Source organism: Flectobacillus roseus, assembly GCF_030056595.1.
Taxonomy (GTDB): Bacteria; Bacteroidota; Bacteroidia; order Cytophagales; family Spirosomataceae; genus Flectobacillus; species Flectobacillus roseus.
In genome coordinates this window covers 140618-165802 of sequence record NZ_JASHIF010000011.1, presented here as the reverse complement: position 1 = coordinate 165802, position 25185 = coordinate 140618, and the positions used below count along the sequence as shown (strand labels likewise).

Annotated in this window: 17 protein-coding genes; 11 read left to right on the top strand and 6 right to left on the bottom strand. The window is 37.9% G+C overall.

The window, feature by feature from the left end; all coding sequences use genetic code 11:
- Positions 1 to 57: 57 nt before the first annotated feature.
- The 5 genes from QM524_RS14740 to QM524_RS14720 all read left to right on the top strand — a co-directional run bounded on the left by QM524_RS14740 (position 58) and on the right by QM524_RS14720 (position 6952).
- A complete protein-coding gene (locus QM524_RS14740) occupies positions 58 to 753 on the top strand; it encodes an AlbA family DNA-binding domain-containing protein (RefSeq protein ID WP_229241900.1) in 696 nt (231 codons plus the stop codon).
- Positions 754 to 982: 229 nt separating this feature from the next.
- On the top strand, positions 983 to 2371 hold the full coding sequence (locus QM524_RS14735; RefSeq protein ID WP_283345169.1) for a monooxygenase: 1389 nt from the start codon (positions 983 to 985) through the stop codon (positions 2369 to 2371).
- Positions 2372 to 2650: 279 nt separating this feature from the next.
- On the top strand, positions 2651 to 4594 hold the full coding sequence (locus QM524_RS14730; protein WP_283345168.1) for a KUP/HAK/KT family potassium transporter: 1944 nt from the start codon (positions 2651 to 2653) through the stop codon (positions 4592 to 4594).
- A gap of 77 nt (positions 4595 to 4671) precedes the next feature.
- Complete coding sequence (locus tag QM524_RS14725; RefSeq protein WP_283345167.1) at positions 4672 to 5733, top strand: NAD-dependent epimerase/dehydratase family protein; 1062 nt, start codon at positions 4672 to 4674, stop codon at positions 5731 to 5733.
- A 535-nt stretch (positions 5734 to 6268) separates the two neighbouring features.
- Entirely contained in the window at positions 6269 to 6952 is a 684-nt protein-coding gene (locus QM524_RS14720) for a hypothetical protein (RefSeq protein ID WP_283345166.1), read from the top strand.
- 199 nt (positions 6953 to 7151) lie between these two features.
- Here QM524_RS14720 and QM524_RS14715 read toward each other — a convergent pair whose 3' ends face one another.
- From QM524_RS14715 to QM524_RS14700, 4 genes are all read right to left on the bottom strand, one after another.
- Positions 7152 to 8144 (bottom strand): aspartate-semialdehyde dehydrogenase, encoded by a 993-nt coding sequence (locus QM524_RS14715; protein WP_095166337.1) that lies wholly within the window; start codon positions 8142 to 8144, stop codon positions 7152 to 7154.
- Positions 8145 to 8257: 113 nt separating this feature from the next.
- The gene (locus tag QM524_RS14710) at positions 8258 to 8779 is read right to left on the bottom strand and encodes a hypothetical protein (protein WP_141234857.1); all 522 of its coding nucleotides are present in this window, start codon (positions 8777 to 8779) and stop codon (positions 8258 to 8260) included.
- A gap of 212 nt (positions 8780 to 8991) precedes the next feature.
- Complete coding sequence (locus tag QM524_RS14705) at positions 8992 to 9579, bottom strand: 5-formyltetrahydrofolate cyclo-ligase (RefSeq protein WP_283345165.1); 588 nt, start codon at positions 9577 to 9579, stop codon at positions 8992 to 8994.
- 8 nt (positions 9580 to 9587) lie between these two features.
- A complete protein-coding gene (locus QM524_RS14700) occupies positions 9588 to 9719 on the bottom strand; it encodes a DUF2256 domain-containing protein (RefSeq protein ID WP_449757797.1) in 132 nt (43 codons plus the stop codon).
- Positions 9720 to 10532: 813 nt separating this feature from the next.
- Between QM524_RS14700 and ileS the strand changes: the two genes are divergently transcribed.
- Complete coding sequence (ileS, locus tag QM524_RS14695) at positions 10533 to 13922, top strand: isoleucine--tRNA ligase (protein WP_283345163.1); 3390 nt, start codon at positions 10533 to 10535, stop codon at positions 13920 to 13922.
- Positions 13923 to 14379: 457 nt separating this feature from the next.
- Here ileS and QM524_RS14690 read toward each other — a convergent pair whose 3' ends face one another.
- Entirely contained in the window at positions 14380 to 14751 is a 372-nt protein-coding gene (locus QM524_RS14690; protein WP_283345162.1) for a hypothetical protein, read from the bottom strand.
- Positions 14752 to 15084: 333 nt separating this feature from the next.
- Here QM524_RS14690 and QM524_RS14685 point away from each other — a divergent pair, with 333 nt between their 5' ends.
- Both QM524_RS14685 and QM524_RS14680 read left to right on the top strand, forming a co-directional pair.
- Positions 15085 to 15552: a hypothetical protein gene (locus QM524_RS14685; protein WP_283345161.1), complete on the top strand. Its 468-nt coding sequence runs from the start codon at positions 15085 to 15087 to the stop codon at positions 15550 to 15552.
- Positions 15553 to 15728: 176 nt separating this feature from the next.
- Positions 15729 to 17141 carry a TolC family protein gene (locus tag QM524_RS14680; protein WP_176464492.1) on the top strand — a complete coding sequence of 471 codons (1413 nt, stop codon included), beginning with the start codon at positions 15729 to 15731 and terminating at the stop codon, positions 17139 to 17141.
- 155 nt (positions 17142 to 17296) lie between these two features.
- Here QM524_RS14680 and QM524_RS14675 read toward each other — a convergent pair whose 3' ends face one another.
- Complete coding sequence (locus tag QM524_RS14675) at positions 17297 to 19804, bottom strand: glycoside hydrolase family 95 protein (protein ID WP_283345160.1); 2508 nt, start codon at positions 19802 to 19804, stop codon at positions 17297 to 17299.
- A 621-nt stretch (positions 19805 to 20425) separates the two neighbouring features.
- Here QM524_RS14675 and QM524_RS14670 point away from each other — a divergent pair.
- The 3 genes from QM524_RS14670 (at position 20426) to QM524_RS14660 (ending at position 25149) form a co-directional block, all read left to right on the top strand.
- Positions 20426 to 21583: an iron-containing alcohol dehydrogenase gene (locus QM524_RS14670; RefSeq protein ID WP_283345159.1), complete on the top strand. Its 1158-nt coding sequence runs from the start codon at positions 20426 to 20428 to the stop codon at positions 21581 to 21583.
- 587 nt (positions 21584 to 22170) lie between these two features.
- Positions 22171 to 23817 carry a helix-turn-helix transcriptional regulator gene (locus QM524_RS14665; protein ID WP_283345158.1) on the top strand — a complete coding sequence of 549 codons (1647 nt, stop codon included), beginning with the start codon at positions 22171 to 22173 and terminating at the stop codon, positions 23815 to 23817.
- Positions 23818 to 24462: 645 nt separating this feature from the next.
- Positions 24463 to 25149 carry a hypothetical protein gene (locus QM524_RS14660; RefSeq protein WP_283345157.1) on the top strand — a complete coding sequence of 229 codons (687 nt, stop codon included), beginning with the start codon at positions 24463 to 24465 and terminating at the stop codon, positions 25147 to 25149.
- The last annotated feature ends 36 nt before the right edge of the window (positions 25150 to 25185 follow it).

Below are 25185 nucleotides of genomic sequence, written 5' to 3'. Positions count from 1 at the left end.
GTTATCTTTAAAAGCAATAGTGACAACTACGTGTGTCGAGCATAAATATAAAAAGCTATGAATCAGAGACTTGTTTCGTATTTTGAAAAAACAAACAGTCGCAGCCGCATGTCGGACATGGACTTGAAGGATTTGAAAAATCTTGTGCGGAAAGGAGAAGGCAGTCAACTCGAATTCAAGCTAAAAGCCAAGCATCCTGAAAAAATTATTCGTGAAATAGTAGCCTTTGCCAATACCGATGGTGGAACCTTATTGTTGGGTGTTGGCGACGACAAAAGTATTCCAGGCTTAAAATTCGCTGACGATGAGGAGTTTATTTTAGTACAAGCCATTGAAAAGTTTTGCGACCCTCCTATTAATTTTCAACTCGAACGAATGGCTATTACCAATGAGCGTGATATATTGATTTTTACGATACCTCAAAGTAATGAAAAGCCGCACTTTGTAAAACTTTCGGCTACCGAGCCTCCAAAGGCTTATGTAAGAGTACAAGATCGTTCGGTACAAGCCAGCAAGGAGGTTAAGCAAATTTTACGTCGTGAAAATGAAGAAGGTATTCGATTTGTATTTGGTGAAAAGGAAAAAGTGTTGATGGAATATCTAGCTCAACATCAAAATATTACTTTAGAAAAATTTGCTGAGATAGCCAAAATTCCTCTATGGCTCGCCTCAAGAACGTTGGTGTTGTTGGTATTAGGTCATGTATTAAGAGTACAACCCAACGAGTTAGTAGATACGTATGTGATTTATTAGGTTAATACGCAAAATTAAATTTAAGTTTTGTGTTGAAGGCAAGAGGCAACAGGCACAAGGCAAAGAGTGTTAAAATGTTTTTTAGGAACGATAGATATATTTTGCCGAATGCCCAGAGCCGAAAACCGAAAGCTCAAAAATTAAATCTTATTTTGCCAACTAACTTAAATAGAGTGCTTAAAGCGTTTAAATAATACTTATTTCCCTTTACATTTCTCGAACCTCCAATATGAAAAACTCTTACTCCACTTTGTTGTTTGGGGCTTTTTTGGGTGTCTTTTTACTTACCCTAGGTTGCTCCAAAAAATCTATTGATAGCACTGACGCTACTACAGTATCCTCTTTTGACTTAATTCAGCAAAAAATACTCACGCCCTCATGTGCTACCTCTGGTTGTCATGCCTCTACTAGCGATAATACTTATGCTCAACATGGCTTAGTATTGGAAAAATCGGTAGCTTATCAAAATCTTATTGGCGTAAATCCCAAAAATGATTTAGCCAAAACAGATAATCTCCAAAGAGTTAAACCTTTTAAATCTTTAGAAAGTCTTCTATTTCATAAGCTCGAATGGGATGCCAGTCATCATAGCAATAAACAATACGGACTTCCGATGCCACTTGGGAGCAATCCTTTATATGTAGGACAAATTGAATTTATCAGAAGATGGATAGAAGCTGGTGCGCCACGCACAGGCGATGTGGTAGACAAAACTTTGTTGGATGACAAAACACCTAGTTACGCAGCGAATAGTGCTCCTTTCGAAGCACTCAAAAGTCCCCAAGAAGAAGGAGTTACTGGCATTCAACTACATGTAGATGCTTTTAATGTAGCGGCTAATTTTGAGAGGGAAATTTTTGTTCGAAAAAGTTTGGGTAACTCTAGCGATGTGTATGTAAATCGCATCAAGCTCAAATCTCGTCCTAATAGTCACCACTTAGTGCTATATGATTTTAGAAATAAAGACAATGCTTTGCTGATGCCTACCATTGACATCGTTCGTGATTTGCGTAATGCTGATAATTCTCTGAATGCTCTCACAGTTTTACAAATGTCAAATCATATCTTCTTGGGTGGTGGCACCGATCCGAATCAAGATTATTCTTTTCCTGATGGTATGGCATTGAAACTCCCCGCTGGTACCGCAATAGATGTCAATCCACATTATTTCAATAAAACAAATCAACCGTTTTTAGGCGAAAATTATGTCAATCTCTACACTGTTCCTGCTTCAAAAGTCCAGAAAATAGTGCAAATGATTGATTTTAATAATACAAGCTTTAGTCTTCCTGCCAATCAGCGCACCACTATTACCAAAGATTTTAAATTTGATAGCAATGTCACGATCGTTTCGCTCACCTCACATAATCATAAGTATGGTGAAAAATTTGTTATCAAAATCAAAGGAGGCACACGAGATGGCGAGACCGTTTATGAAAGCACCGACTGGGAACATCCTAAAGTCATTAATTTTAGCACTCCTATACAACTTAAAAAAGGCGAAGGATTAACTTCTGTGGTAACCTATAACAATACTACTAACAAAAACTTAGGCTTTGGTTTAACCTCTGAGGATGAAATGAATATCATCTTTGGATATTACTATGTTAACCCATAAAGCCAAATTCCAAATCATCAGCGACTTAATCCGTTCATAGATAAAATATATCTTTCATTAATTGGGGAACTTTTTCTTGATGAATAAATCAGAAGAGATATTATATTTGCTCACTTTTAGCACTTTGAAATATTATCAGACAAATATCTATTACAAAACCCCTAACTTTTTGTGTTTTTTATAGATTAGAGAGACATACTTACCAACAATAAGTCATAATTTACAGATACTCAGACAAGTAATTCTAATCATTATTATAAAACACAAGCGATTCCATCTATGGAACACAAACATACCGACAAAGCCACAGCAGCGGGTCTGCTGGTGGCAATGGGAATTATCTACGGTGATATTGGTACATCCCCACTCTACGTAATGCAGTCTATTATAGGCTCCGCTCCTATCAATGAAACAACCGTTTTGGGCGGTTTATCTTGTATTTTTTGGACATTGACCTTACAGACAACACTCAAATATGTTATCCTGATTTTGCGAGCAGATAACCGAGGTGAGGGTGGTATTTTTGCTCTATTTGCTTTAGTTCGTCGTCATGCCAAATGGCTTACTGTTCCTGCAATTATTGGTGGCGCAACCCTCCTGGCCGATGGTATTATCACACCTCCCGTGTCTGTCGCCTCCGCTGTTGAAGGTCTTCGAATGATCAAACCAGACATTGAAACCGTACCAATTGTACTCGCAATTATTACAGTTTTGTTCATGTTCCAAGTGCTGGGTACTAAAATGGTTGGTCGTGCATTTGGCCCTATTATGTTGATTTGGTTTAGTATGCTTGGTTTCCTAGGCATTGTATGGATCGCCAAAGACTGGAGTATTCTAAGAGCGTTTTCACCGCATTATGCGATTCAATTATTGAGCAATCCTTATAATGGAGAAAGTGGTTTCTGGACATTGGGTGCGGTATTCCTTTGTACTACTGGTGCTGAAGCCTTGTATTCAGACTTAGGTCACTGTGGTAGAGGCAACATTCGTGTGAGTTGGGTATTTGTAAAAATTTGTTTGATTCTTCAATATTTTGGTCAAGGAGCATGGTTGATTCATCAAAATGGTAGTCTTTTGAACGGACGTAAACCTATTTTTGAATTAATGCCAGAATGGTTCTTACTTTGGGGTATTGTGATTGCTACGGCTGCTGCTATTATTGCCAGCCAAGCCTTAATTTCGGGTTCATTTACCTTGGTATCGGAAGCAATTCGTCTGAATTTCTGGCCAAAAGTTCGTTTGAACTACCCTTCTGACCAAAAAGGACAACTATATGTACCAAGTGTAAACATCTTCCTTTGGTTGGGTTGTATGGGCGTAGTATTATGGTTCAAAGAATCTGCTAATATGGAAGCCGCTTATGGTTTGGCTATTACCCTTACCATGTTGATGACTACCGCTTTGATGGCCTATTATTTACATGTCAAAAAATTCGATATGTGGTGGATTGTAGCATTCATCGTAGTATATGTATCTATTGAAGGCTCTTTCCTTGTTGCCAACCTACGTAAGTTTGTCCATGGTGGTTATGTTTCATTGATTATTGCAACGGCAATTATTGCCCTAATGATTATTTGGTATCGTGCATTTATTATCAAAATGCGTTTGACCGAATATGTCAAATTGGTAGATTATATCGAGCCATTGAAAGACTTGAGTCAAGATATGAGTATTCCAAAATATGCTACTCACTTGGTATTTATGTCGAATGCGGCTCGCACGAGCGAAATCGAATCGAAAATCATTTATTCGATTTTCCAAAAACGCCCAAAACGTGCTGATATTTATTGGTTTGTTCACGTAGATACCCTCGATGATCCATACACAATGGAATACAAAGTGGACATCATTGAGCCAGACGACGTGATTAAGGTAACTTTCCGTCTTGGTTTTAGAGTAGAACAAAAAATCAATTTATACTTCAGAAAAGTAGTTGAAGAATTGGTAAAAAATGGAGAAGTGGATATTACTTCACGTTATGAGTCACTCAATCGTCAGAATGTAATTGGAGATTTCCGTTTTGTAGTTCTTGAGAAATTCTTGTCTTACGACAACCAACTATCTATGTTTGAGTCTTTAATTATGAAAGCGTATTTCTTTATCAAAGACTTTACGCCATCTGAAGACAAATGGTTTGGTTTGGACACCAGCGCTGTAAAAGTAGAAAAAGTACCATTAGTTATTCGCCCTGCAGAAAACATTCGTTTGAAGCGTATTGACTAATTTTTCAATCATATTCAAATCGTGTTCTATCAAGCTTCTGCATAGAACACGATTTTACTTTTAATAAACAATCATATATGAAAATTTTGATTACAGGAGGGGCTGGTTTTGTTGGCTCATCTCTGGCGATTGCTCTAAAAACAAACTATCCCTCATACGAAGTTATTTGCCTTGACAACCTCCGTCGCAAAGGTTCAGAATTAAACCTTCCTCGTTTGGCACAAGCTGGTGTTACATTTGTACACGGCGACATTCGTAATAAAGAAGATTTTGATGCACTTCCTATCGTAGATGCCCTTATCGAAGCTTCAGCAGAACCTTCTGTTTTGGCAGGACTGGACGGTACGCCTGATTATCTAATCAATACCAACTTAGTAGGTACGATCAACTGCTTGAATTTTGCGAAAAAAAGTAATGCTAACTTTATCTTCTTGTCAACTAGTAGAATTTATCCAATCAAAACGATTGAAAAATTAAACTTCGTTGAATCAGAGACGCGTTTTGCCTTAGCTGATGAACAACCAGTAAGAGGTGTATCGTCAAAAGGTATTGCTGAAGATTTTCCATTAGATGGCGCTCGTTCGTTATATGGCGCTACGAAGTTGGCTTCAGAATTGATGATTCATGAATACAATGAGTTTTATGGATTAAAAACTGTTATCAACCGTTGTGGTGTATTGACTGGTCCATGGCAAATGGGTAAAGTTGACCAAGGTGTAATGGTACTTTGGGTAGCAAAACACTATTTCGAGCAACAATTAGCCTATATCGGTTATGGCGGTTCAGGAAAGCAAACTCGCGATATGCTTCACGTGCTTGACCTATATCGTTTGATTGATTTCCAATTGCATAATATGGATAAAGTAAATGGCGAAATCTTAAACGTTGGCGGTGGTGTAGAAGTAAGTGCTTCTTTACAAGAACTAACACAGATTTGTCAGGAAGTAACGGGTAAAACAATTCCTATCAACAAAGTAACTGAAAACAGAGCTGCTGATATTCGTTTGTATGTAACTGACAACTCTAAGGTGACTGCCTTGACAGGATGGACGCCAAGCATTTCAATGAAACAAATCGTAACAGAAATTACAGCATGGTTGACTGAATACGAAAGTCAGTTAGCTTATGTATTAAAATAGCTTTCAGCTTGGGGCTTTCGGCAATCGGATGCACAACATTAGCATGCTTACCTCAATTGAGGGATTTAGTGTTTGAGCGAATGAGTGATTATTTTTAATAAAATTTTTACTTAATGCTTTGCATCTGAAGATGTATCGTTCTAAAATATAGTATCAAAACATGAGTCATTCCTAATTTTTAGGATTGGGATTATTCTCCAAGTTTTTATTAAAAAGCGGTCGAAAAAATATTTTTTCGACCGCTTTTTTGATGCTACTATGCTAGATATAACTTGGCTTAAGACGCACTCTTTGCGTCTCTACTACTTTTTAACATAATCACTCCATTCGACATGATTTATGTTTGATTTTCCGTTTGATAATTATTTGATTATCAAAGTTGTAAAAGACCATTTTTTTCTTATTTTTATATAAATTTCTCCTAATTGCTCCGCCCATATCGATCTTATATATTCAGTAATCACATCCTTATCTTGCCGTTCTTAACTTATGCCACTTTGTGATTTTACTCACTTATTTGAGACCTTGATATACTATGAAAAAAACTCTACTTACAACTATTCTTTTTTTGTGTATTTTACATTTTGGCAGTCTGGGGCAAATTCAAATTAGCTCAGGATTTAGCTATATTGGCGAAGGCGGATGGGGCAACAAAGCTCAATATGCAGGTTCGGGTATAGATATTAGTGCCAAAAAGTATTTGACCGAAAACCTCAGAATCGGCATGAACTGGGGCGTATATGATATGCGAACCAATTTGATGGTTCAAACACAAAGTGATGCCTTACCCATTATGTATGGTCGAATTCTCAAACGTATCGTACCTCTAAATGTCTCTGCTGATTATTTTTTATGGAAAAAGCATCTCATCAAGCCCTTTGTAGGATTAAGTACGGGTACCTACATGAGCCAATACGATACACAAATTGAGAAAGATTATGAGTATCTAACACCTCGTAAAACTTTTGAAAATAGTATCAACTGGGGCTTTTCGCCAAGCGTAGGATTTCAATTACAAGAATCAGCCGACCGTTTGGGACTTTATCTGAAATTTAGTTATACAGGTATTCAATACAGTTCTTCGCAAGGAGGATATACATCTTTTTATGGCGTATATGCAGGCTTTAGTTTTAAGTTTGGTAAAAAAGTTTACTGGCGTCCTCCTGTGCTGACAGTTCCCAAACCCGCTCCTTATTTCGAATCCAAAGACCAACGATAACAAAAAAGCCGAGACTCTCGTCTCGGCTTTTTAATTCATCATCGAAGATAAGCCAAAAGATGAACTGGACACCACTCCAAATACACCGCTCCTCTTCCTTTTTTTTGACTCTTGATGCTCAAACCTAATAAAAAATATTTTGTTGTAGGCTTTAAGCTGTAAGCAATAGGCATTTGCCTATGACTTTCATGCCTTCTAATTACAATAGATTGTTTTTAGACAAATACTCTGCAATTTGAACAGCGTTTGTAGCAGCACCTTTACGAAGGTTATCCGCAACAATCCACATGTTCAATGTTTTTGGTTGAGTTTCGTCACGACGGATACGACCAACAAATACTTCGTCTTTACCATGTGCATTGATTGGCATAGGATAAACAAAGTTTTTCGGATCATCTTGTACGATTACACCTTCTGTGTTTGACAAAAGATCAAATACTTCTTGCAAATCGAACTCGTTTTCAAACTCGATATTTACTGACTCTGAGTGACCACCAATCGTAGGGATACGAACCGTAGTTGCAGTCACAGCAATTGAGTCATCCATCATGATTTTCTTAGTTTCGTTCACCATTTTCATTTCTTCTTTGGTGTATCCGTTGTCCAAGAAAACATCGATGTGTGGCAATACGTTCAAGTCGATTTTGTGAGGATATACCGCAGGTACATCTGTACGACCTTCACGTTCAGCAAACAATTGGTCAACCGCTGCTTTACCAGTACCAGTTACTGATTGGTAAGTTGAAACAACCACACGCTTGATTTTGTATTTCAAGTGCAAAGGGTTCAACACAACTACCATTTGGATAGTCGAGCAGTTAGGGTTTGCAATAATTTTATCTTCAGTCGTCAATGTGTGAGCGTTGATTTCTGGAACTACCAACTTTTTAGTTGGATCCATACGCCATGCCGACGAGTTATCTACCACTGTAATACCTGCTTCAGCGAAAAGAGGAGCAATCTTTGTAGATGTACCACCACCTGCAGAGAAAATCGCTACATCAGGCTTCATCTTGATAGCATCTTCGAAGCCTACTACGGTGTACTGCTTACCTTTAAACTCAACCTGTTTACCTACTGAACGTTCTGAGGCTACTGGGATAAGTTCTGTTACAGGGAAGTTACGCTCCGTTAAAACTTTCATAATTTCGCCACCGACCAAACCTGTGGCTCCGACTACTGCTACTTTCATTGTTTTAAGTACTTTTTTGGTTATAGTGAAAAAACGCTGTATGCTTTAGTTAATCAAATTAAAACAAGCATTTAACAGCCGAAAATTTAAGTTAGCGACAGCTAACTCATTACTTAAAAAGTCTGTTTCCAACCTAAGCCAATGACTGGCGTTTGATCAGATGTTTGATTTATACTCAACCCAATTCGACTTTGCTGCAATTGCAACTGATTGTATCGGGCAATAGACTTCGACAAATGGACAGTCGAGCGAAAATTCAAATAAGTGGTAATCACCAAAGCACTGCCTAGCGAAGTCCAGTAAAAATTATTTGAAACCTTATCTCGATTAAAAATTGTATAAAGCGAAACCCCTGCTGATGCAATATTGACCCATTGCATGGCTTTGCGTTGACTCTTAAACTTCAAGAACCTGCTGCTTACTTCAGGGTCTTGCATTTGTAGTAATGGAATTTGTAATGCCAATGGGTTTTCGATAGTCTGCCTTTCGTAGATATATTTCATACCCCAGAAATTGCGCTCCACTGCGATATACTTTGGCTTGGGAAATTCTGTCTGTCCCAAAACTGCTTGAGAAATACCCCAGCATAGCACCACACACCAACCTATTTTTGCATACTTTGATAAACGCATCATTCCATACTTTTTAAGTGTCAAATAGGGCTTTTTCTACAAGTTTTTGACAAATCGTTAGTAATTTTCTGATTTTCACTACGTTGCGACCCGTCAAAAAGTCCGCAAAATTACTCCATAATCTCCGAAGAGAAAAGAAATTTCTTTAGTTTGAATAATATATTCCTAATATTTTAATAAAATACTATGCTATACTGTTCCCAAAGGGTTCTTTTTCAGTTTTTTACTCCAAATTCATAACATCTTTGTGGACTCACACAAAAATCGAGCGGAATGTCCCATTCGCCTACTTCCTCTATCAATGGCACTGCTTCTTCAAGACACAAGCCTATTTTTTGTACTTCTGGTCGACATTCTGTCAGAAATCTATCATAAAATCCTTTGCCATAACCTACTCTATTTCCTTTTTCATCAAAAACCAATAAGGGTAACAAAACCGTATCAATCTTTTGAGGCGATACCTTTTGTGAGAAATCAGGCATAGGCTCTGGAATACCCCACTCACTCAAGGTGATTATTGCGGCATCGTACAAGTAGTGCTCCATCTCAAAAGAGTTAGGCACAACCCTCGGTACTACCAATTGCAATTGTGGATATTTTGATTGAAGCTGCTCAATCAGCGGAAAGGTATCTATTTCTTTCTGAATGCGAATTGGCAAAAAGAGATGTACATAATGTTGTGTCGAAAAATCAAAGTTTTCGATAACTCTCTCCACAATTCGCTCACAGCGCTGTTGATATTCAGATTCAGAAAGGCTATTGCGTTTTTCTTTATATTGTTTTCGTAATTCCTTTTTGGTCATTGATTATGTCATTTTGTTTTACGGCATTTGTCGGAGCAATATTTTACCTCATCCCATACTTTCTCCCATTTCTTTCGCCATGCAAAAGGTCGCTTGCAAGTTTCGCAAATTTTTGAAGGCAAATCTGCTTTTTTACGCATTTTCATCACACTATTTATTTTAAAAGTCTAATTTATTATGACTTAAAAACCATTCAAAACAGCTAAATGTTAAAAAACAAGCTCTAAAAAATGACTTTTGCAAGTTTCTGAAAAAACTATTATTACCAAATTCCTTCCATTTTTTGCCAAAAACTTTCCATTTATGACAGTTCATCGAATACAAATCATAAGCCCGATTTTCAGGTATAAATTTGTATCAACAATAAGGCAATAAAGTTAGAGAGAAAACGATGCCTAGCCACTAAAAAAACATTACGTTGTGATTCTCAAATAGATTTTAAATTGGTGCAGCTTTTTAAAGTCAAAAAAAATAAGGTCATGACACACCAAAGTTAAGGATTCGACATTACGCATCCGCCAAGTTTACTTCAAATTAAGGGCTTGAAGTAAATTCAATAAGTAGAAAAAAATTTCATAAGTAGGAGAGTTAGAAGGGCAATAATCTTTTAATGTTGTGCAAAAAGGTGTATCTGTAATCAGGTACACCTTTTTTATTAGTTGTGAGTTTTGAGTGTAGAATGCTGAGTTCTCCTACGTCCGAAATCAGAAATCCCAAATCTGAAATTATTTGAAATCCTTCGTACAACCCTAATGGGGAATGGAGGTAGCTACATCCTTTATTTCTCCGTTACTTATTTTCAGGGTATCGACTCCCCTTTTAAAAAGGTTTTTGTACTTTTGCAGGAATTTTGGGGCAAGTTGTTATGTTTCAGTAATACAAGGGGTTTCACAACTTCATCAACGCTCCAGTTGGGTAAGTAACAAAACGTGCTTTTTAGCAAACAGTTTATAATGAACTTCAAAGAATATAAAAACCTAGACTACGCTCAGGTAGCAGATGAAATTTTGCAATTCTGGCAAGAACAAAAGGTTTTCGAAAAATCCGTCGAAATCCGTGAAGGGCAACCTACTTTTACTTTCTATGAAGGTCCTCCATCGGCCAATGGTACACCTGGTATTCACCACGTGATGGCACGTGCCATTAAGGATATTTTTTGTCGCTACCAAACCCTCAAAGGCAAGCAGGTAAAACGCAAAGGTGGTTGGGATACGCACGGTCTTCCTGTAGAGCTTCAGGTAGAAAAAGAATTAGGTATTACAAAAGATGATATTGGTAAAAAAATCTCGGTAGAAGAATACAACAAAAAATGCCGTGAGACAGTAATGAAATTTACTGACCTCTGGAATGACCTTACCGAGAAAATGGGCTACTGGGTAGACCTTGATGACCCATATATCACTTATAAAAACGATTATATTGAGTCTATTTGGCACCTGTTGAAGCAGTTGTATGACAAAGGTTTGTTGTACAAAGGCTACACTATTCAGCCTTATTCGCCAGCAGCAGGTACAGGTTTGTCTTCGCACGAATTGAACCAGCCGGGTTGTTACCGTGAAGTAAAAGATACTTCGTTGACAGCGCAGTTTAAGGTGAAACTTACAGGAAAATCAGGATACTTGTTCGACGCTGCCGATAGCGATAATATCTATATCTTGGCATGGACAACTACGCCTTGGACACTTCCTGCTAACTCAGCCTTGACTGTTGGAAAAAACATTGATTACGTTTTAGTAAAAACATATAACCCATATACTTACTTGCCAGTAAACGTAGTATTAGCTCGTGATTTGGTAGGTAAATATTTCAACGAAAAAGGAAAAGACGCTGACTTTGAAGCTTACAAAGATGGCGACAAAGTGATTCCTTGGACAGTGATTATGGAGTTGAAAGGTGCGCATTTGGAAGGTATCGAATATGAGCAATTGTTGCCATATATCCAACCAGACGCTCCTGCGTTCCGTGTCATCTTAGGTGACTTTGTTACAACTGAAGACGGTACAGGTGTGGTTCACACTGCTCCAACTTTTGGTGCAGACGACTTTAGAGTGGCTCAGCAAAATGGTGTACCTGCCATTATGGTGAAAGACGAGAATGGTAAAGAAGCTCCTATCGTAAACCGTCAAGGTCGTTTTGTCGCTGAAATTACGGACTTTGCAAACGAGCCAGTAAAAGAAGCTTACCTTTCGGACGAAGAGAAAGAAATCGAGCGTGAAAAACAAGGCCGTGACAAATACCTTTCTGTAGATGAGCGTATTGCGATTAAGTTGAAAACTGAAAACAAAGCATTCAACGTACAGAAATTTGATCACCCTTATCCACACTGCTGGCGTACCGACAAACCAGTCTTGTATTATCCACTTGACTCTTGGTTTATCCGTACTACTGCCGTAAAAGATAAGTTGATTGCCTTGAACAATACCATTAACTGGAAACCTGAATCTACAGGTACAGGTCGTTTTGGTAACTGGCTTGAAAACTTGGTTGACTGGAACTTGTCACGTTCTCGCTATTGGGGTACTCCGCTTCCTATCTGGCGTTCGGAAGATGCAGAAGAAGTGTGTATCGGTTCAACGCAAGAGTTAATCAATGCCGTAAAACACGCCTTGAAAGACGATGCTTTGAGTGCAGAACAAAAAGAGAAAAACCAAGCATTCTTAGATGCCGCTGATCAAGATACCCTTGATTTGCACCGTCCGTTCGTTGATGAGGTATATTTGGTATCTGCTTCGGGTAAAGTCATGACGCGCGAAACAGACCTTATCGACGTTTGGTTTGACTCAGGAGCTATGCCTTTTGCACAATGGCATTATCCATTTGAGAATAAAGATATTTTCGAAAAATCATACCCTGCTGATTTTATCTCTGAAGGTGTTGACCAAACTCGTGGTTGGTTCTTTACCCTTCATGCTATTTCAGCCATGATTTCGGATTCGGTTGCATTCAAAAACGTCGTTTCGACAGGTTTGGTATTGGATAAAAACGGTAACAAAATGTCAAAACGTTTGGGCAACGCTGTCGACCCATTCGAAACATTGAAGAAATACGGAGCTGACCCAACTCGTTGGTATATGATTACTAACGCGCAACCTTGGGACAACTTGAAGTTTGATTTGGCGGGTGTAACAGAAGTACGTAACAAGTTCTTCGGTACATTGACTAACACGTACAACTTCTTTGCTTTGTATGCTAATTTGGATGGCTATCATCCAACAGGCGAATTAGATAAGAGCATTGCCACAGAACTTGACCGCTGGATTTTGTCAAAACTTCAAACTTTAGTAAAAGAAGTTGACGAATCTTTCAACACGTATGAGCCAACCAAAGCTGGTCGTGCTATTCAAGAGTTTGTGAGTGATCACTTATCTAACTGGTATGTACGTTTGGGAAGAAGACGTTTCTGGAAGGGTGATATGACTGATGATAAAAAATCAGCGTATGAAACCTTGGCATATTGCTTAAAAACAGTTGCTCAATTGATGTCTCCAATCGCACCTTTCTATGGAGATTGGTTATTCAAAAACTTGACTAGCAACCAAGCTGGTGCATCAGAATCTGTACACTTAACAGATTTCCCTACAGTTCAGGCAGAATGGATTGATGAAAATCTTGAAACTTCGATGGACTTGGCACAGCGTATTTGTTCGTTGATTCACTCATTACGTAAAACTAATAAAATCAAAGTTCGTCAGCCATTGTCGAAAATCTTGATTCCAGTATTGAGTGAAAAAACGCGTGAGCAAATCCGTAGCGTAGATGATTTGATTAAGTCAGAGGTAAATATCAAGTCGGTCGAATACCTAGATGACGCATCGGGTGTATTGTCGAAAAAAGTAAAACCTAACTTCAAAGCACTAGGTCCTAAGTTTGGTCCACGCATGAAAGAGGTAGCAGCTTTGATTTCGGCTATGAGCAACGATGATATTGCTGTTTTGGAAAAAGAAAATCAATACACGCCAGCAGGTAGCGATATCGTAGTTACACCAGAACTTGTTGAAATTTTGACAGAAGACCTTCCTGGTTATCTTTCAGCCAAAGACAATGAGTTGACAGTTGCATTAGACATTACAATTACTGACGAACTTCGTCAAGAAGGTATTGCTCGTGAGTTTGTCAACCGTGTTCAAAACTACCGTAAGGATTCTGGTTTTGAAGTAACTGACAAGATTAAAATTGAATTGTTGGATACACAAGCTGAAGTTTCGGCAGGGGTATTGGCATTCAAAGAATATATCTCACAAGAAGTTCAAGCGGTTTCGTTAGAAGTAGTAAATACTTTGAGCGAATCAGTTGAAGTTGAAATGGAAGAATTGGTGCTACAATGGCGAATCGTCGTAGCCTAATTTATTGAGTGAGTTGGTGATTGAGTGGTTTAGTGATTTTTAACTCTTAATTACTTTTTCAAATAAATAAGCGCCGTAGGTAAAACAGCTTAAGTTGTTATATCTACGGCGCTTTCTTTTTGATGACTATTGCTAGTTCACGACTAAGCCTTGAACTAGCCAAATTTCTTAATAGCGTTCTCCTCTATTGCCAATTTTTATTATCGATTTCCTTCTCTTTTTCTCGTTAAAAAACTCACCGAATTCAATATAAAAACTAACGCTGTTACACAAAGTCCAACTATTTGCATTTGCGTAAAGTCCTTTGTAAAAAGTAACAGCACACCTATCGAAACGATTGAACCTAATAACGAAAAGAAAAGCAGGGCATTTTTCAGTGTAGTATTCATGATAGTTATGATTTGGTTTAAAATAATCCTTTAATTCGTAATGATAGAAAAATGATTGGCACTTCTATTTACCTTCTAATTGGTGTATATGGAATAGGCTCTTTGATATAAATGACTACTTCCATGTAACGAAAGTTTCCCACATATTTCGGACTAACAGAGGTAACAAGGGCATAAGTAAGATCTATTTCTTGTCCATTGATTAGCATATAATATTCATAATACACAGGTTTGGATATTCCCAATTTTAATATTTGGGAGTTTTTGTTGTTATAAATAATAATGGAATCGGAAACAGACAAGTCTTTGGTGAGTCTTTCTAACTGTTTTACAGTATTTAAACCATTCGTTCGATCTACAGGTAATGCAGTTTCTTCTGATTTACACGAGAAAAAAAAGGAAGTAATCAAAAGTAGTGAGCAGGGCAATAGGTTTTTCATTTTGAAGAGCTGTTGTTTATGTATGTAGAAAAATTATTGATAGCGCATATAATCAATGACTAAATTAAGTGTATTCTTCTAGAAATGCTTATTTTTTTGTTATAATCCACAGAATCAAGAATATAGACAAATATATTTTTAAAAAAAATATCAATCCTAGCAATCCAATCTTTCAACTGTCCCGTATATATTTTTGAATTCCAGCATTTATGAGACAATTAAAAAAACGATAGCATGCCTTCATTGGCATGGGTTCCTTTGTATTGTCTCTATTTTACGTTGAGCTGTCCTAAATCCATATATTCCACATTTACAAAAACTCATTTTTTTATTATGAAAAAGCTCTTTATTTTATCCGCACTAGTATTTGGTTCTGTTGTAGCATCTCATGCACAAGCACTTACAGGAACAGTTAATGGCGTATTAAATCCAGTTGTTGGCAATCTTAATGCCCCTGTAGTAACATCTAATGTTGCAAATCTTACAAGCCCATCAAACGGAGGTCTTACGGTTGTTTCAGGTACAAGTGGTTTAGTTAATACTGCAACGAGTAACGTAGCACGTTTGAATACATTTGCAGTAGTAAACACATTGTCAAACAACCCTACAGTAGCTAATCTTAATGTTAGCAATACACAAGTATTAGGAAACAATGTAAACAACAATACTACGGTTGCAACTAATTTATTGAACAATACCTCTGGAGCAAAATATATTTCGGCGACAGCCCCTACGACAGTAACAGGAGGTTTGGCAAATATTGGCATTACACCATCAGCTGCTGTGATTATTAATAAATAATTTTTAAATAAGGAGTTGTTTGTAAATATTTTACCCGCCATAACTCCTTAACCCGTAAAAATCAATTGGATAGCTGAAGCCACTGATAGGCATACGTGCTGAGTCGGTGGCTTTTTTATTAAACCATCAACAACCACCAGTATTTTGGTTGACCTATGAAAACTTTTTTCTTCATCATGACTTTTTTAGCAATAAGTCTGATGCCTGTCCGAGCGCAAAAGGTTTGGAATCTTCATCAATGTATCCAACATGCTCAAAACAATAACCTTCAAATCAAGCAAACTCGACTCAATCAAGAGTTAGCCTTGGAAAAAACTATTTACACCAAAACCGACCTCTACCCTACCGTTCAGTTTTCGGTTAGTCCGACGTTGGCTATGGGGCGTTCGCTTGACCCTACCACTTATCAATATGCCACCAATGGCTTTATCAATAATATTATGGGGGTCAATATGAACCAAGTATTGTGGGCGGGTGGTCGTAAAAAAAACTCCCATCAACAAAGTATCGTTGAACAAGAAATAGCGAGTTTACAAGAACAAAAAAATACTGTTGCCATCGCCATACAAATCACGCAGGCTTATTTTCAGATATTATTGCAGCAAGTTTATGTCAAAAGTGCTGAACGTCAGCTCGGTATTTCGAGTGAGCAACTAGCCGTTTTTCAAAAAGCCAATACCAGCAACCCCGACACAGCTTATAGCGTTTTGGAATGGCAAGCTCAAGTAGCCAACGATGAATTTACATTGACAAAGTATAAAAATGAGTTGAAAACAGCTCAAATTAATCTTGGTACACTTTTGGCATTGCCCGACCCTTTGGGCATCGAAATCGCAGAAATAAAAGACGAAACATTTACTGTAGATAGACCTATCGGTCAAAAAAAGGGGGAATATGATTTGTTTTATAAAATGGCGTACTGGCATCCGTCAACCAAAATAACTCAACTCAATCAGAAACTTGTAGCCCTGCAATATGATGCTGTCAAAGCCAGTGCCTATCCTACGATCTCATTGGCAGCAGGTGTTTCATTGCCTTTTTCAAGCCTTTTCCGTGAAGTTGACCAAGCTTATCTGGTTCGTACCGATACCATTCCTGTGTATTCGCAAGGGCAATTACGTTTGGCACTTTCACCAAACTACGCATACAGTTATAAAACAACCTCCTTTTTTTCTCAGTGGAAACAACTAGCAAGTGCGTATGTAGGTTTTCAAATCAATTTGCCTATTATAACAGGAGGTCTTCGAAAATACCAACAACAACAAGCAGCCATCAATATCGAAAATGCACATATCTCGATGCTTTCGGCACGAGCTGAGATTTATAAAGAAGCACTCTTGTCGACTAATAATTTGGAGGCTGCTATTTTACAATATCAAGCAGCACAAAAAACCTTACAAGTTTGGCAGGTATATTTTAACACTACCTTACAAAAGGTACAACGAGGAGAGGTAAAAATAAAGGATTTTGAATCCGTCAAAAATAGCTTTTTCACGATTCAACAAAATGCAGAAATCGCCAAATACGATTGGCTTTTGAAAAAGAAAATTTACCAATATTACAGCACTGGCAATATGGAGGATTTGTGAGTTATTGAGTGAATAATGGTTGAGCGATTATTTTAAAAATAGTAGTAGAGACGCAATGATTGCGTCTTAAGCCGAGTAAAATCTAGCAATTTTTCATCAAAAAAGCGGTCGGAAAATATTTTCCGACCGCTTTTTTGATACTATTTTTTAGTTTGCTACTGACAGATAATTTTTTCACCTTTTTTAGTCACTACATCATATTCGTAGTACTTTTTGGTGGTTTCTGTCGCTAAAGGTTGCCCAACTACCGAAACAGGTTTTGCACCATCAATACATTTCAAAAGCGGGTTTGACACCGTTCCTTTGGCTAGTTTTGCCCCTTTGATTTTCAACGGTACTTCAGAACGAATACGGCAAGTACCCCCTAATTTTGATAAGATAGTGGCATTTTTGAGTTTGCCATTTTCCCAAGTCATATCCACCTCAAAGCCTCCACGAGCTACCAATCCTTTCACTTGTCCTTTTTGCCAAGTGCTTGGCAACGCTGGTAATAGGTGTACTGCGCCAGAGTGTGATTGTAACAACATTTCGGCAATACCTGAAGTTGCACCAAAATTTCCATCAATCTGGAATGGCGGGTGAGCATCAAACAAGTTACGATATACCCCTCCTTTGTGATAGTCATATCCGTCAAATCCAATAGGACTCAAAAGGTTTTTGAGGATAATCATTGCGTGGTCGCCATCCAATAATCTCGCCCAGAAGTTTACTTTCCAGCCCATTGCCCAGCCTGTACCTGCATCACCTCTACGCAATAATGAATTTTTTACGGCTTTGAATAATTCAGGAGAAGTCCAAGGGTTTACTTGATTACTTGGGTGCAAGGCATACAAATGCGAAGAGTGACGATGATGTACATCTGTTTCTTCAAAATCCTCTGACCATTCCATTAAGTTCCCTTTAGCATTGATTCTGAAAGGTTGAAGTTTTGGTAATAATTCTTCCAATTGCTTCACAAAAGCAGGGTCTTGATTCAATGCTTTGGCTGCTTGATAACAATTGTTCAATAACTCACGAGTCAAGGCTAAGTCCATGGCTGTTCCTGCTGAGATAGCTAAGTTTTTTCCTTGATATTTATATTGATTTTCGGGAGATACACCAAAAGCTAACTCATAATAACCTGCATCGTTTTTATCCAAGAAACCAATTACAAATTCGGTAGCCCCTTTCATAACTGGATAAAACTCTTGTAAAAACTGTTTGTTGCCTGTGTACAAATAATGCTCATACACATGACTACACAACCAAGCTGCACCCATTTGCCAGTTGGCCCAAACAGGGTCGCCTGTACCAAAATCACCCACAGGAGAAGTCAAGCCCCAGATATCGGTATTGTGGTGCGCTACCCAACCTTTGAGGTTATAGTGTAGTTCAGCCGTTTTTTTCCCATTTACCGATAAATCTTTAATCAAATTCATCAATGGCTCAGTCAATGGCGAAAGATTACACATTTCGGCAGGCCAGTAATTCATTTGCACGTTGATATTGGTCGTATAATTTGAGCTCCACGGCGGGCGCACCATATTATTCCAAATACCTTGTAAGTTAGCAGCCTGACCGCCATGACGAGAGGACGAAATCAGTAAGTAACGACCATAATTAAACAAGAGCGCTACCATTTGTGGGTCGGCATCTTTGGCATAGTTGACAATACGCTTATCAGTCGGGATATTGGCTGTGCCTTTACTTTCCAATGCCAAGTCTACACGGCCATACAGTGCGTGATAATCTTGATAATGCATTTTACGAATACTTTCATACGAACGTCCTGATGCCAAACGCATCCATTCTCCAGCTTGCTTTGAAGGCTCTAAACCCTCCAAACCAGGCGACTTGAAACGTCCATTGTAACTTGTTGCAGCTACCACATACACTTCTGCCTCAGAGGCATTTTCCAAGACCAGCTGATTATCTTTAACACTTACCTTACCTGTGGCAGATTTGATTTGTACCCAAACCTCCGCTTCCATTCCTTCGCCATTCCAATCGTCGTATTGAACGGCTTCTTCTGGCTTAAAGCCTCCTCTGTAATTGGGTTCTACATGTTTAGGTGCTTTCAATCTGATTTTTAAGATATTACCATCAATCCAAACCTTATTCTTCATCAAAGACGAAGCTCCAATCGTAAAACCTAAACTACGCCCCCCGTTAGCAGTCAGGCGCATAGCCATTGCTTTATCAGGGAAGCTAACTAGTAGTTCACGCTCATAAGTAGCCTTAGGTGTGCTATAGCGAACATGAGTGGTAGAAGTATTCAAATCCAAGTCACGGTAATACTCTCCAATTTGGGTAGTATCCGAAAATGTCATCGTAAGATCGGCAAGAGGCTGATACGACTGTGTAAATGCGCCTTGGAGTTTTTTAGAAAGCTCCTCTGCTTCGGCGTATTTCTTTTGTTTCATCAATGCCTTTACTTCAGGGAAGTACTGAGCTGCATTGTGATTGTTCCAATCTTTGGGAGCACCCGACCAAAAATCGGTATGGTTAAGCTGAATGAGTTCTTTGCCAGTACGACCAAAAACCATAGCACCCAAATGACCATTACCAATAGGGAGCGCTTCTACCCATGTTTTGGCTGGTGAATCGTACCACAATTTATCGGTTTGTGCAAAAGACTGCACACCTATAAGCGAAGCACAAGCCCATAAAAAAAGTTGTTTCATGAATGAATTGAATTTAGATAGTTTGATTATCAGTAGGAAGTATTAGTGCTGAATTGTGAGTTGTAAATTAGTACTGTACGAAGGATTTCCAACTATTGCGGATTTGGGATTTCTGATTTCGGAAATAAAGAAAATCATCTTTTTTTTTACAAAATACAGAAGGTTACAGTTCCGAAATCCAACATCCAATATCCGAAATAAATGGTTTTATAATTCTTCGTACACTACTAGTTGTAAATTGTGAATGTAAAATTTACATTGAGTAGAAGCACCAAATTTGATTTAAGTTGTGTGCTTTAGGCTTTCAGATAACAGCTTTGGGCGGTGGACTTTGGATATTAAAAACATTTTAACACTCTTTACTCTTTGCCTTTTGCCTGTTGCCTTGTGCCTCAACAAATAACTTAAATCTTATCCTACATGATCACTTATTACTTAAATAATCGTCTTTAAAACACTGATAACAAAAGGGGAAGCCTCTCAAAACTACTCAAAGGCTGTCCTGCCACAGAAACTTTTGCGCAGGTCAAGGTGTTTTTCTTAAAAGCTTAGGTTCGTAAACATTTTCCAGCAATTGCAGACCTAAGGATTACATTTTCATTTTTTAAACAAAAACCAGATATGTTAAACTTTGAATTGCAGAATCCTACCAAAATTCTTTTTGGAAAAGGACAAATAGCCAACATTGCCATAGAAATTCCTGCTAACGCTCGTGTATTGATGACTTACGGTGGTGGTAGTATCAAAACCAACGGTGTTTACGAACAGGTTATCGAAGCCTTGAAAGGTCATGAAGTAGTGGAATTTAGTGGAATTGAGCCTAACCCTACCTATGAAACACTCATGAAAGCTGTAGAAATCATTCGTACTCAAAAGCTTGATTACGTATTAGCTGTTGGTGGAGGTTCGGTGATTGATGGTACTAAGTTTATCGTAGCGGCAGTAGACTTTGAAGGTGAACCTTGGGATATTTTGGCAAAGTCTATCCGTACAACTCAAGCTATGCCATTTGGTACAGTATTGACTTTACCTGCTACAGGGTCTGAAATGAACTCTGGTGCAGTAGTAACTCGCGTGGCAACGCAAGAAAAACTGAGTATGGGCGGACCAGGTTTATTCCCAAAATTCTCGGTATTAGACCCAGAAGTAATTAAAAGTATTCCTGTTCGTCAGTTACGCAATGGTATTGTAGATGCTTACACACACGTATTGGAGCAATATATGACTTATCCTGCTAATGCTTGGCTTCAAGACCGTTTTGCAGAAAGTATTTTACAGACTTTGATTGAAGTTGCACCAAAGATTTTGGCCGACCCAAGTAATTATGAAGCTGCCGCCAACTTTATGTGGAGTTGTACTATGGCACTTAATGGTCTGATTCAAAAGGGTGTACCTACCGACTGGGCTACACACATGATTGGTCACGAACTTACGGCTTTATACAATATCGACCATGCCATGACATTGGCTATTATTTTCCCGAACCTATACCGTAATCGTTTTGACAACAAAAAAGAAAAGTTGGCACAATACGGCGAACGAGTATGGAATATTACCGAAGGTTCTATCGAGGAAAAAGCGAATGCTGCTATTGAACGTACAGTAGCTTGGTTACATGAATTAGGAGTAAAAACACGCTTATCTGAATACACAAGCGACTATGCTCACACTGGCGAGTTTATCGAAAAGCGTTTCACCGAAAGAGGCTGGAAAGGACTTGGCGAACGCCGTGATATTACTCCAGAAGTTGTAAAAGAAATTGTAGAAATGAGCTACTAGGAACAAATTTGAGTGATGAATTGTGAATGATGAATTAGGTCTTTCAAACCATTGCGGATTTGGAATTTCTGATTTCGGAAAAAAGGGCTTAAGTATTAGTCCTGTACGAAGTTTCAAATTTTGTTTTAAAAATAAAATTGCAGTAGTGGCAACCCTTGCGGTTGCCCAACTCAACATGGCAACCGCAAGGGTTGCCACTACTGCAAAAATGCTAATGATAAGAACACTTTTGAACAAAATAAAATCTTTCGTACACTACTAATCCGATATTCAAAAAAGAGAATGTTTGAACTTCTTCGTCCATTCACAATTCATCACTCACAATTCATCACTCATACTTACTCCCCTCCGAAATAGAATTGATTCTTTCATTAATTCATAGCTCATCATTCTCAATTCAAAAAAGCTAGCTTATCTTTGTTCTTACACACTTGCTTTTGAGAACAATTTCTAGAATGAAAAGCTTCTTTCTTTTTCCCATACCACTAAATAAAAAATTATACTTTACTGCAACAATTCTTTTTGTATGCTGTTTAGGAAATCTAAGTCTTGCCCAACCTGTATTCAACAAAAACCAATTTATGGAAATGAGTGCAGCACAGCGTTATCGCTATGTGCATGATTATCCATTCTGGAAAGTTGCCAATGTAAATCAATTATCTTCACTACTGGCACAAATGGTTGAAGTAGCTGACTCCAAAAAAGACTATCACACCCAAATAGCACTCAGCTATTACCTTGCATTAATTGGAAACAATGTTGGTTTTAAGTTTCCCAAAGGAAAACCAGCGAGTATCTTCGGAGAATTGGAAGAAATGCAAAAAATTGCTATTCAGCAAGGTTATGAGGCTGAAGCATTGATTGCCGCTGCTTCATTAACCAATAGTTTGTATTTGGGTCAGAGGATTTCGAGCGAACAGTATTATGTAGATATACAAACCTCACTGGAACAACTACAAGAGCTTGGATTTGAAAAGTGTAGAGACTATAACATTGCCTCTATCCTATTTGACTTTAGTAAAAGTCTTTGGGATTTGGGTGATTTTGATAAAGCCTATTTATACCTACGAATTGCCGAACGATATATCGAGCCTACTATAGAGGGTGGATTTCATTATACGCAGGTATTAAGTTATTTACAAACCTATTGGAAAAACAAAAAAGAGTACAGCAAATCGATGATTTATGCAAAAAGGATTTTAGCTTTTCATCAAAACTTCCACTCAGATATACCCGAACACAAATATTGGAGTGAATTTTGGCTAAATTTTGCTTCCATCGACATAGCTTCACTATTACTAGATCAGGGAAAAATTAAAGAGGGAGAAATTTATGCCAGTAAAGGATTTCAGCTTATCAAATCGCGCCTTTCATTAGATACTGTTGTATCAAAACAAGCCGAATTTGATGCCTTGATGGTATTGATTCCTGTAAAATTAAAGTTAAAAAAAATCAATGAAGTGGCTCCACTTCTAAAGCTTGCCAATAATATCAAAACCTCACTAGAGCCAAATGGGAAACTTGACTATTTCAAGCCACTTCGACTCTATAAATATTCTTCAGAATACTACGAAAAAGTAGGTGGTTATGCGGAGGCTTTACGATATACCCATTTGGCACAAATGCTTCAAGATAGCCTCAATCGCCGAAATGATGCCCAAAAACTATCGCAAATGCAATTGCGCTATGAAGTAGAAAAGTATGCCAACCATGTAAAAGCCATTGAAAGTGAAAAGCAATTACAAAAGTATTTGCGCAACGCCATCATTTTGATTCTACTACTGGTGCTAGGATTGGTATATGTCAACCACCAACGTTTGAGACATAAACACCGCGAGCAAGAAAGTGAGCTGGAAACGGCCCAAAAAGAACTTGCTTGGCAAACTAATCATTTCCGTAATATGTCGGAGCTTATTGAAAATCTTCGACAAGAAAATGAAAAGCTCAATGCTTCTGACAACCAGCATGAGCATTTCGAAAAACTTATTTCGTCTACCATTCTTACTGATGAAGGTTGGACAAACTTCAAGCGTATGTTTGAAAAAGTACACCCAGGTTATATGCAATCCGTCAAAGAAAAATACCCTGATCTCACCAATGCCGAACTCCGCTTGCTGATGCTCGAAAAACTAGATTTGAGTACACAAGAAATGGCAAATATGATTGGCGTAAACAAAAACACGATACATCAGACTAGATTACGTTTAAGAAAAAAAACCTTGGATAGAAATTAAAAGATATTGATAAGCTTCTGTTTATGAAAAAGTTGGCGTTTTGTCAACTTTTTGTCATCCCAAATTTTCTTAGTATTCCATCCTTCCCTATCATATTTGTCGTGCTAATCTTGTCAAGCTTTGGTACGACAAATATGCTTTATGCTTGTAGATTCAAAGCAATTGTTTCCTAAATACAAACCACTTGACCTGAACCCAACTAATTTTTTTCACTAAACTAATTTCTTATCTCTAACACACATAAGTAGTAATGCAGAATTATGAGTTGTGAGTTACATTTTACGCTTTAGGCAATAAGCCGTAGGCATAAGGCAAGCACACAACCAAAATCTAATTTTACCCACTTAGTAATTTATTATATAGGATTATACGAACAAATTTATGGTAATACCTCTACCTTGAGGGCAACGGCACAAAGCGTTTTACAACGAAAGAGATGTTGGTCATTTGACTAAATATTCACTTTGTGCCTGACGCCTAATAGTAATGAGTTTTTCAAAATTGATTCAGACGGACTAGCAAAACCAACTTGACACCTCTCAACGTTTATAAAATCATCATTCCTTTTCTCGTAATACCTCCTATATACACCATCGTAAATACTTTAATGATCATGTATGTTTTCTAAAATTCAGTAAAAAACTTATGCAACAAAAAACTACTTTTAGTTTATTCCTTCTTTATGTATGTCTCATTAGTTACAGCAATGTAACAAAAGCCCAATCCCTAAGCGGCTCTTCTCATAAATTAGGTCTTAGTTTAAACCTTGGCACTACCCCAGGGTTAGATATTGGCTATGCCATCAGTCCAAAAATAATTGCACGTTTGGGCTATAGCTATTTCAAATACAACACAAACACCACTGCCAAAACTTCGGGTGAAGACGTAAAGTTGGGAGGAGATGCCAACGTATCTATTGCTAGTCTTTCCTTTGAATATCATCCATTCAAAAGAAGTAGTTTCAAATTGATAGGAGGAGCTTCTTACTTTGACAAAGGGCAAATTGCATTGGTAGTAACCCCAACAGGCACTTACAAATTTGGAAGCACGAGCTTTAGTCCATCAGACCTAGGAAACGTACAGTTTACAGTCGATTATGGCAAACAATATGCGCCTTTTGCTGGCATTGGCTTTGGACGAACTGTTCCTAAAAGAAGAGTTGGTTTTGGCTTTGAAGTAGGTTCCTATTATACGCAAACACCTAAAGTTACCTTAACTGGTGATAAAAGACTAAGCAGTATGAGCGAACAACAAGCCAAAGTTCAAGAAAACATGAAAGACTGGAAATACTGGCCAGTTGTCAATCTGAGATTAGCCATCAGACTAGACTAAACTTTTCTCTTTTAATCCATCTTCTTTTTATTTCTG

Bases quoted from the DNA above. Each gene is read 5' to 3' on its own strand.
- QM524_RS14715 (WP_095166337.1), bottom strand. From the start codon at position 8,144: ATGAAAGTAGCAGTAGTCGGAGCCACAGGTTTGGTCGGTGGCGAAATT.
- QM524_RS14675 (WP_283345160.1), bottom strand. From the start codon at position 19,804: ATGAAACAACTTTTTTTATGGGCTTGTGCTTCGCTTATAGGTGTGCAG.
- QM524_RS14700 (WP_449757797.1), bottom strand. From the start codon at position 9,719: ATGCGTAAAAAAGCAGATTTGCCTTCAAAAATTTGCGAAACTTGCAAG.
- QM524_RS14740 (WP_229241900.1), top strand. From the start codon at position 58: ATGAATCAGAGACTTGTTTCGTATTTTGAAAAAACAAACAGTCGCAGC.
- QM524_RS14690 (WP_283345162.1), bottom strand. From the start codon at position 14,751: ATGAAAAACCTATTGCCCTGCTCACTACTTTTGATTACTTCCTTTTTT.
- ileS (WP_283345163.1), top strand. From the start codon at position 10,533: ATGAACTTCAAAGAATATAAAAACCTAGACTACGCTCAGGTAGCAGAT.
- QM524_RS14710 (WP_141234857.1), bottom strand. From the start codon at position 8,779: ATGATGCGTTTATCAAAGTATGCAAAAATAGGTTGGTGTGTGGTGCTA.
- QM524_RS14685 (WP_283345161.1), top strand. From the start codon at position 15,085: ATGAAAAAGCTCTTTATTTTATCCGCACTAGTATTTGGTTCTGTTGTA.
- QM524_RS14670 (WP_283345159.1), top strand. From the start codon at position 20,426: ATGTTAAACTTTGAATTGCAGAATCCTACCAAAATTCTTTTTGGAAAA.
- QM524_RS14665 (WP_283345158.1), top strand. From the start codon at position 22,171: ATGAGTGCAGCACAGCGTTATCGCTATGTGCATGATTATCCATTCTGG.
- QM524_RS14705 (WP_283345165.1), bottom strand. From the start codon at position 9,579: ATGACCAAAAAGGAATTACGAAAACAATATAAAGAAAAACGCAATAGC.
- QM524_RS14735 (WP_283345169.1), top strand. From the start codon at position 983: ATGAAAAACTCTTACTCCACTTTGTTGTTTGGGGCTTTTTTGGGTGTC.
- QM524_RS14725 (WP_283345167.1), top strand. From the start codon at position 4,672: ATGAAAATTTTGATTACAGGAGGGGCTGGTTTTGTTGGCTCATCTCTG.
- QM524_RS14720 (WP_283345166.1), top strand. From the start codon at position 6,269: ATGAAAAAAACTCTACTTACAACTATTCTTTTTTTGTGTATTTTACAT.
- QM524_RS14660 (WP_283345157.1), top strand. From the start codon at position 24,463: ATGCAACAAAAAACTACTTTTAGTTTATTCCTTCTTTATGTATGTCTC.
- QM524_RS14680 (WP_176464492.1), top strand. From the start codon at position 15,729: ATGACTTTTTTAGCAATAAGTCTGATGCCTGTCCGAGCGCAAAAGGTT.
- QM524_RS14730 (WP_283345168.1), top strand. From the start codon at position 2,651: ATGGAACACAAACATACCGACAAAGCCACAGCAGCGGGTCTGCTGGTG.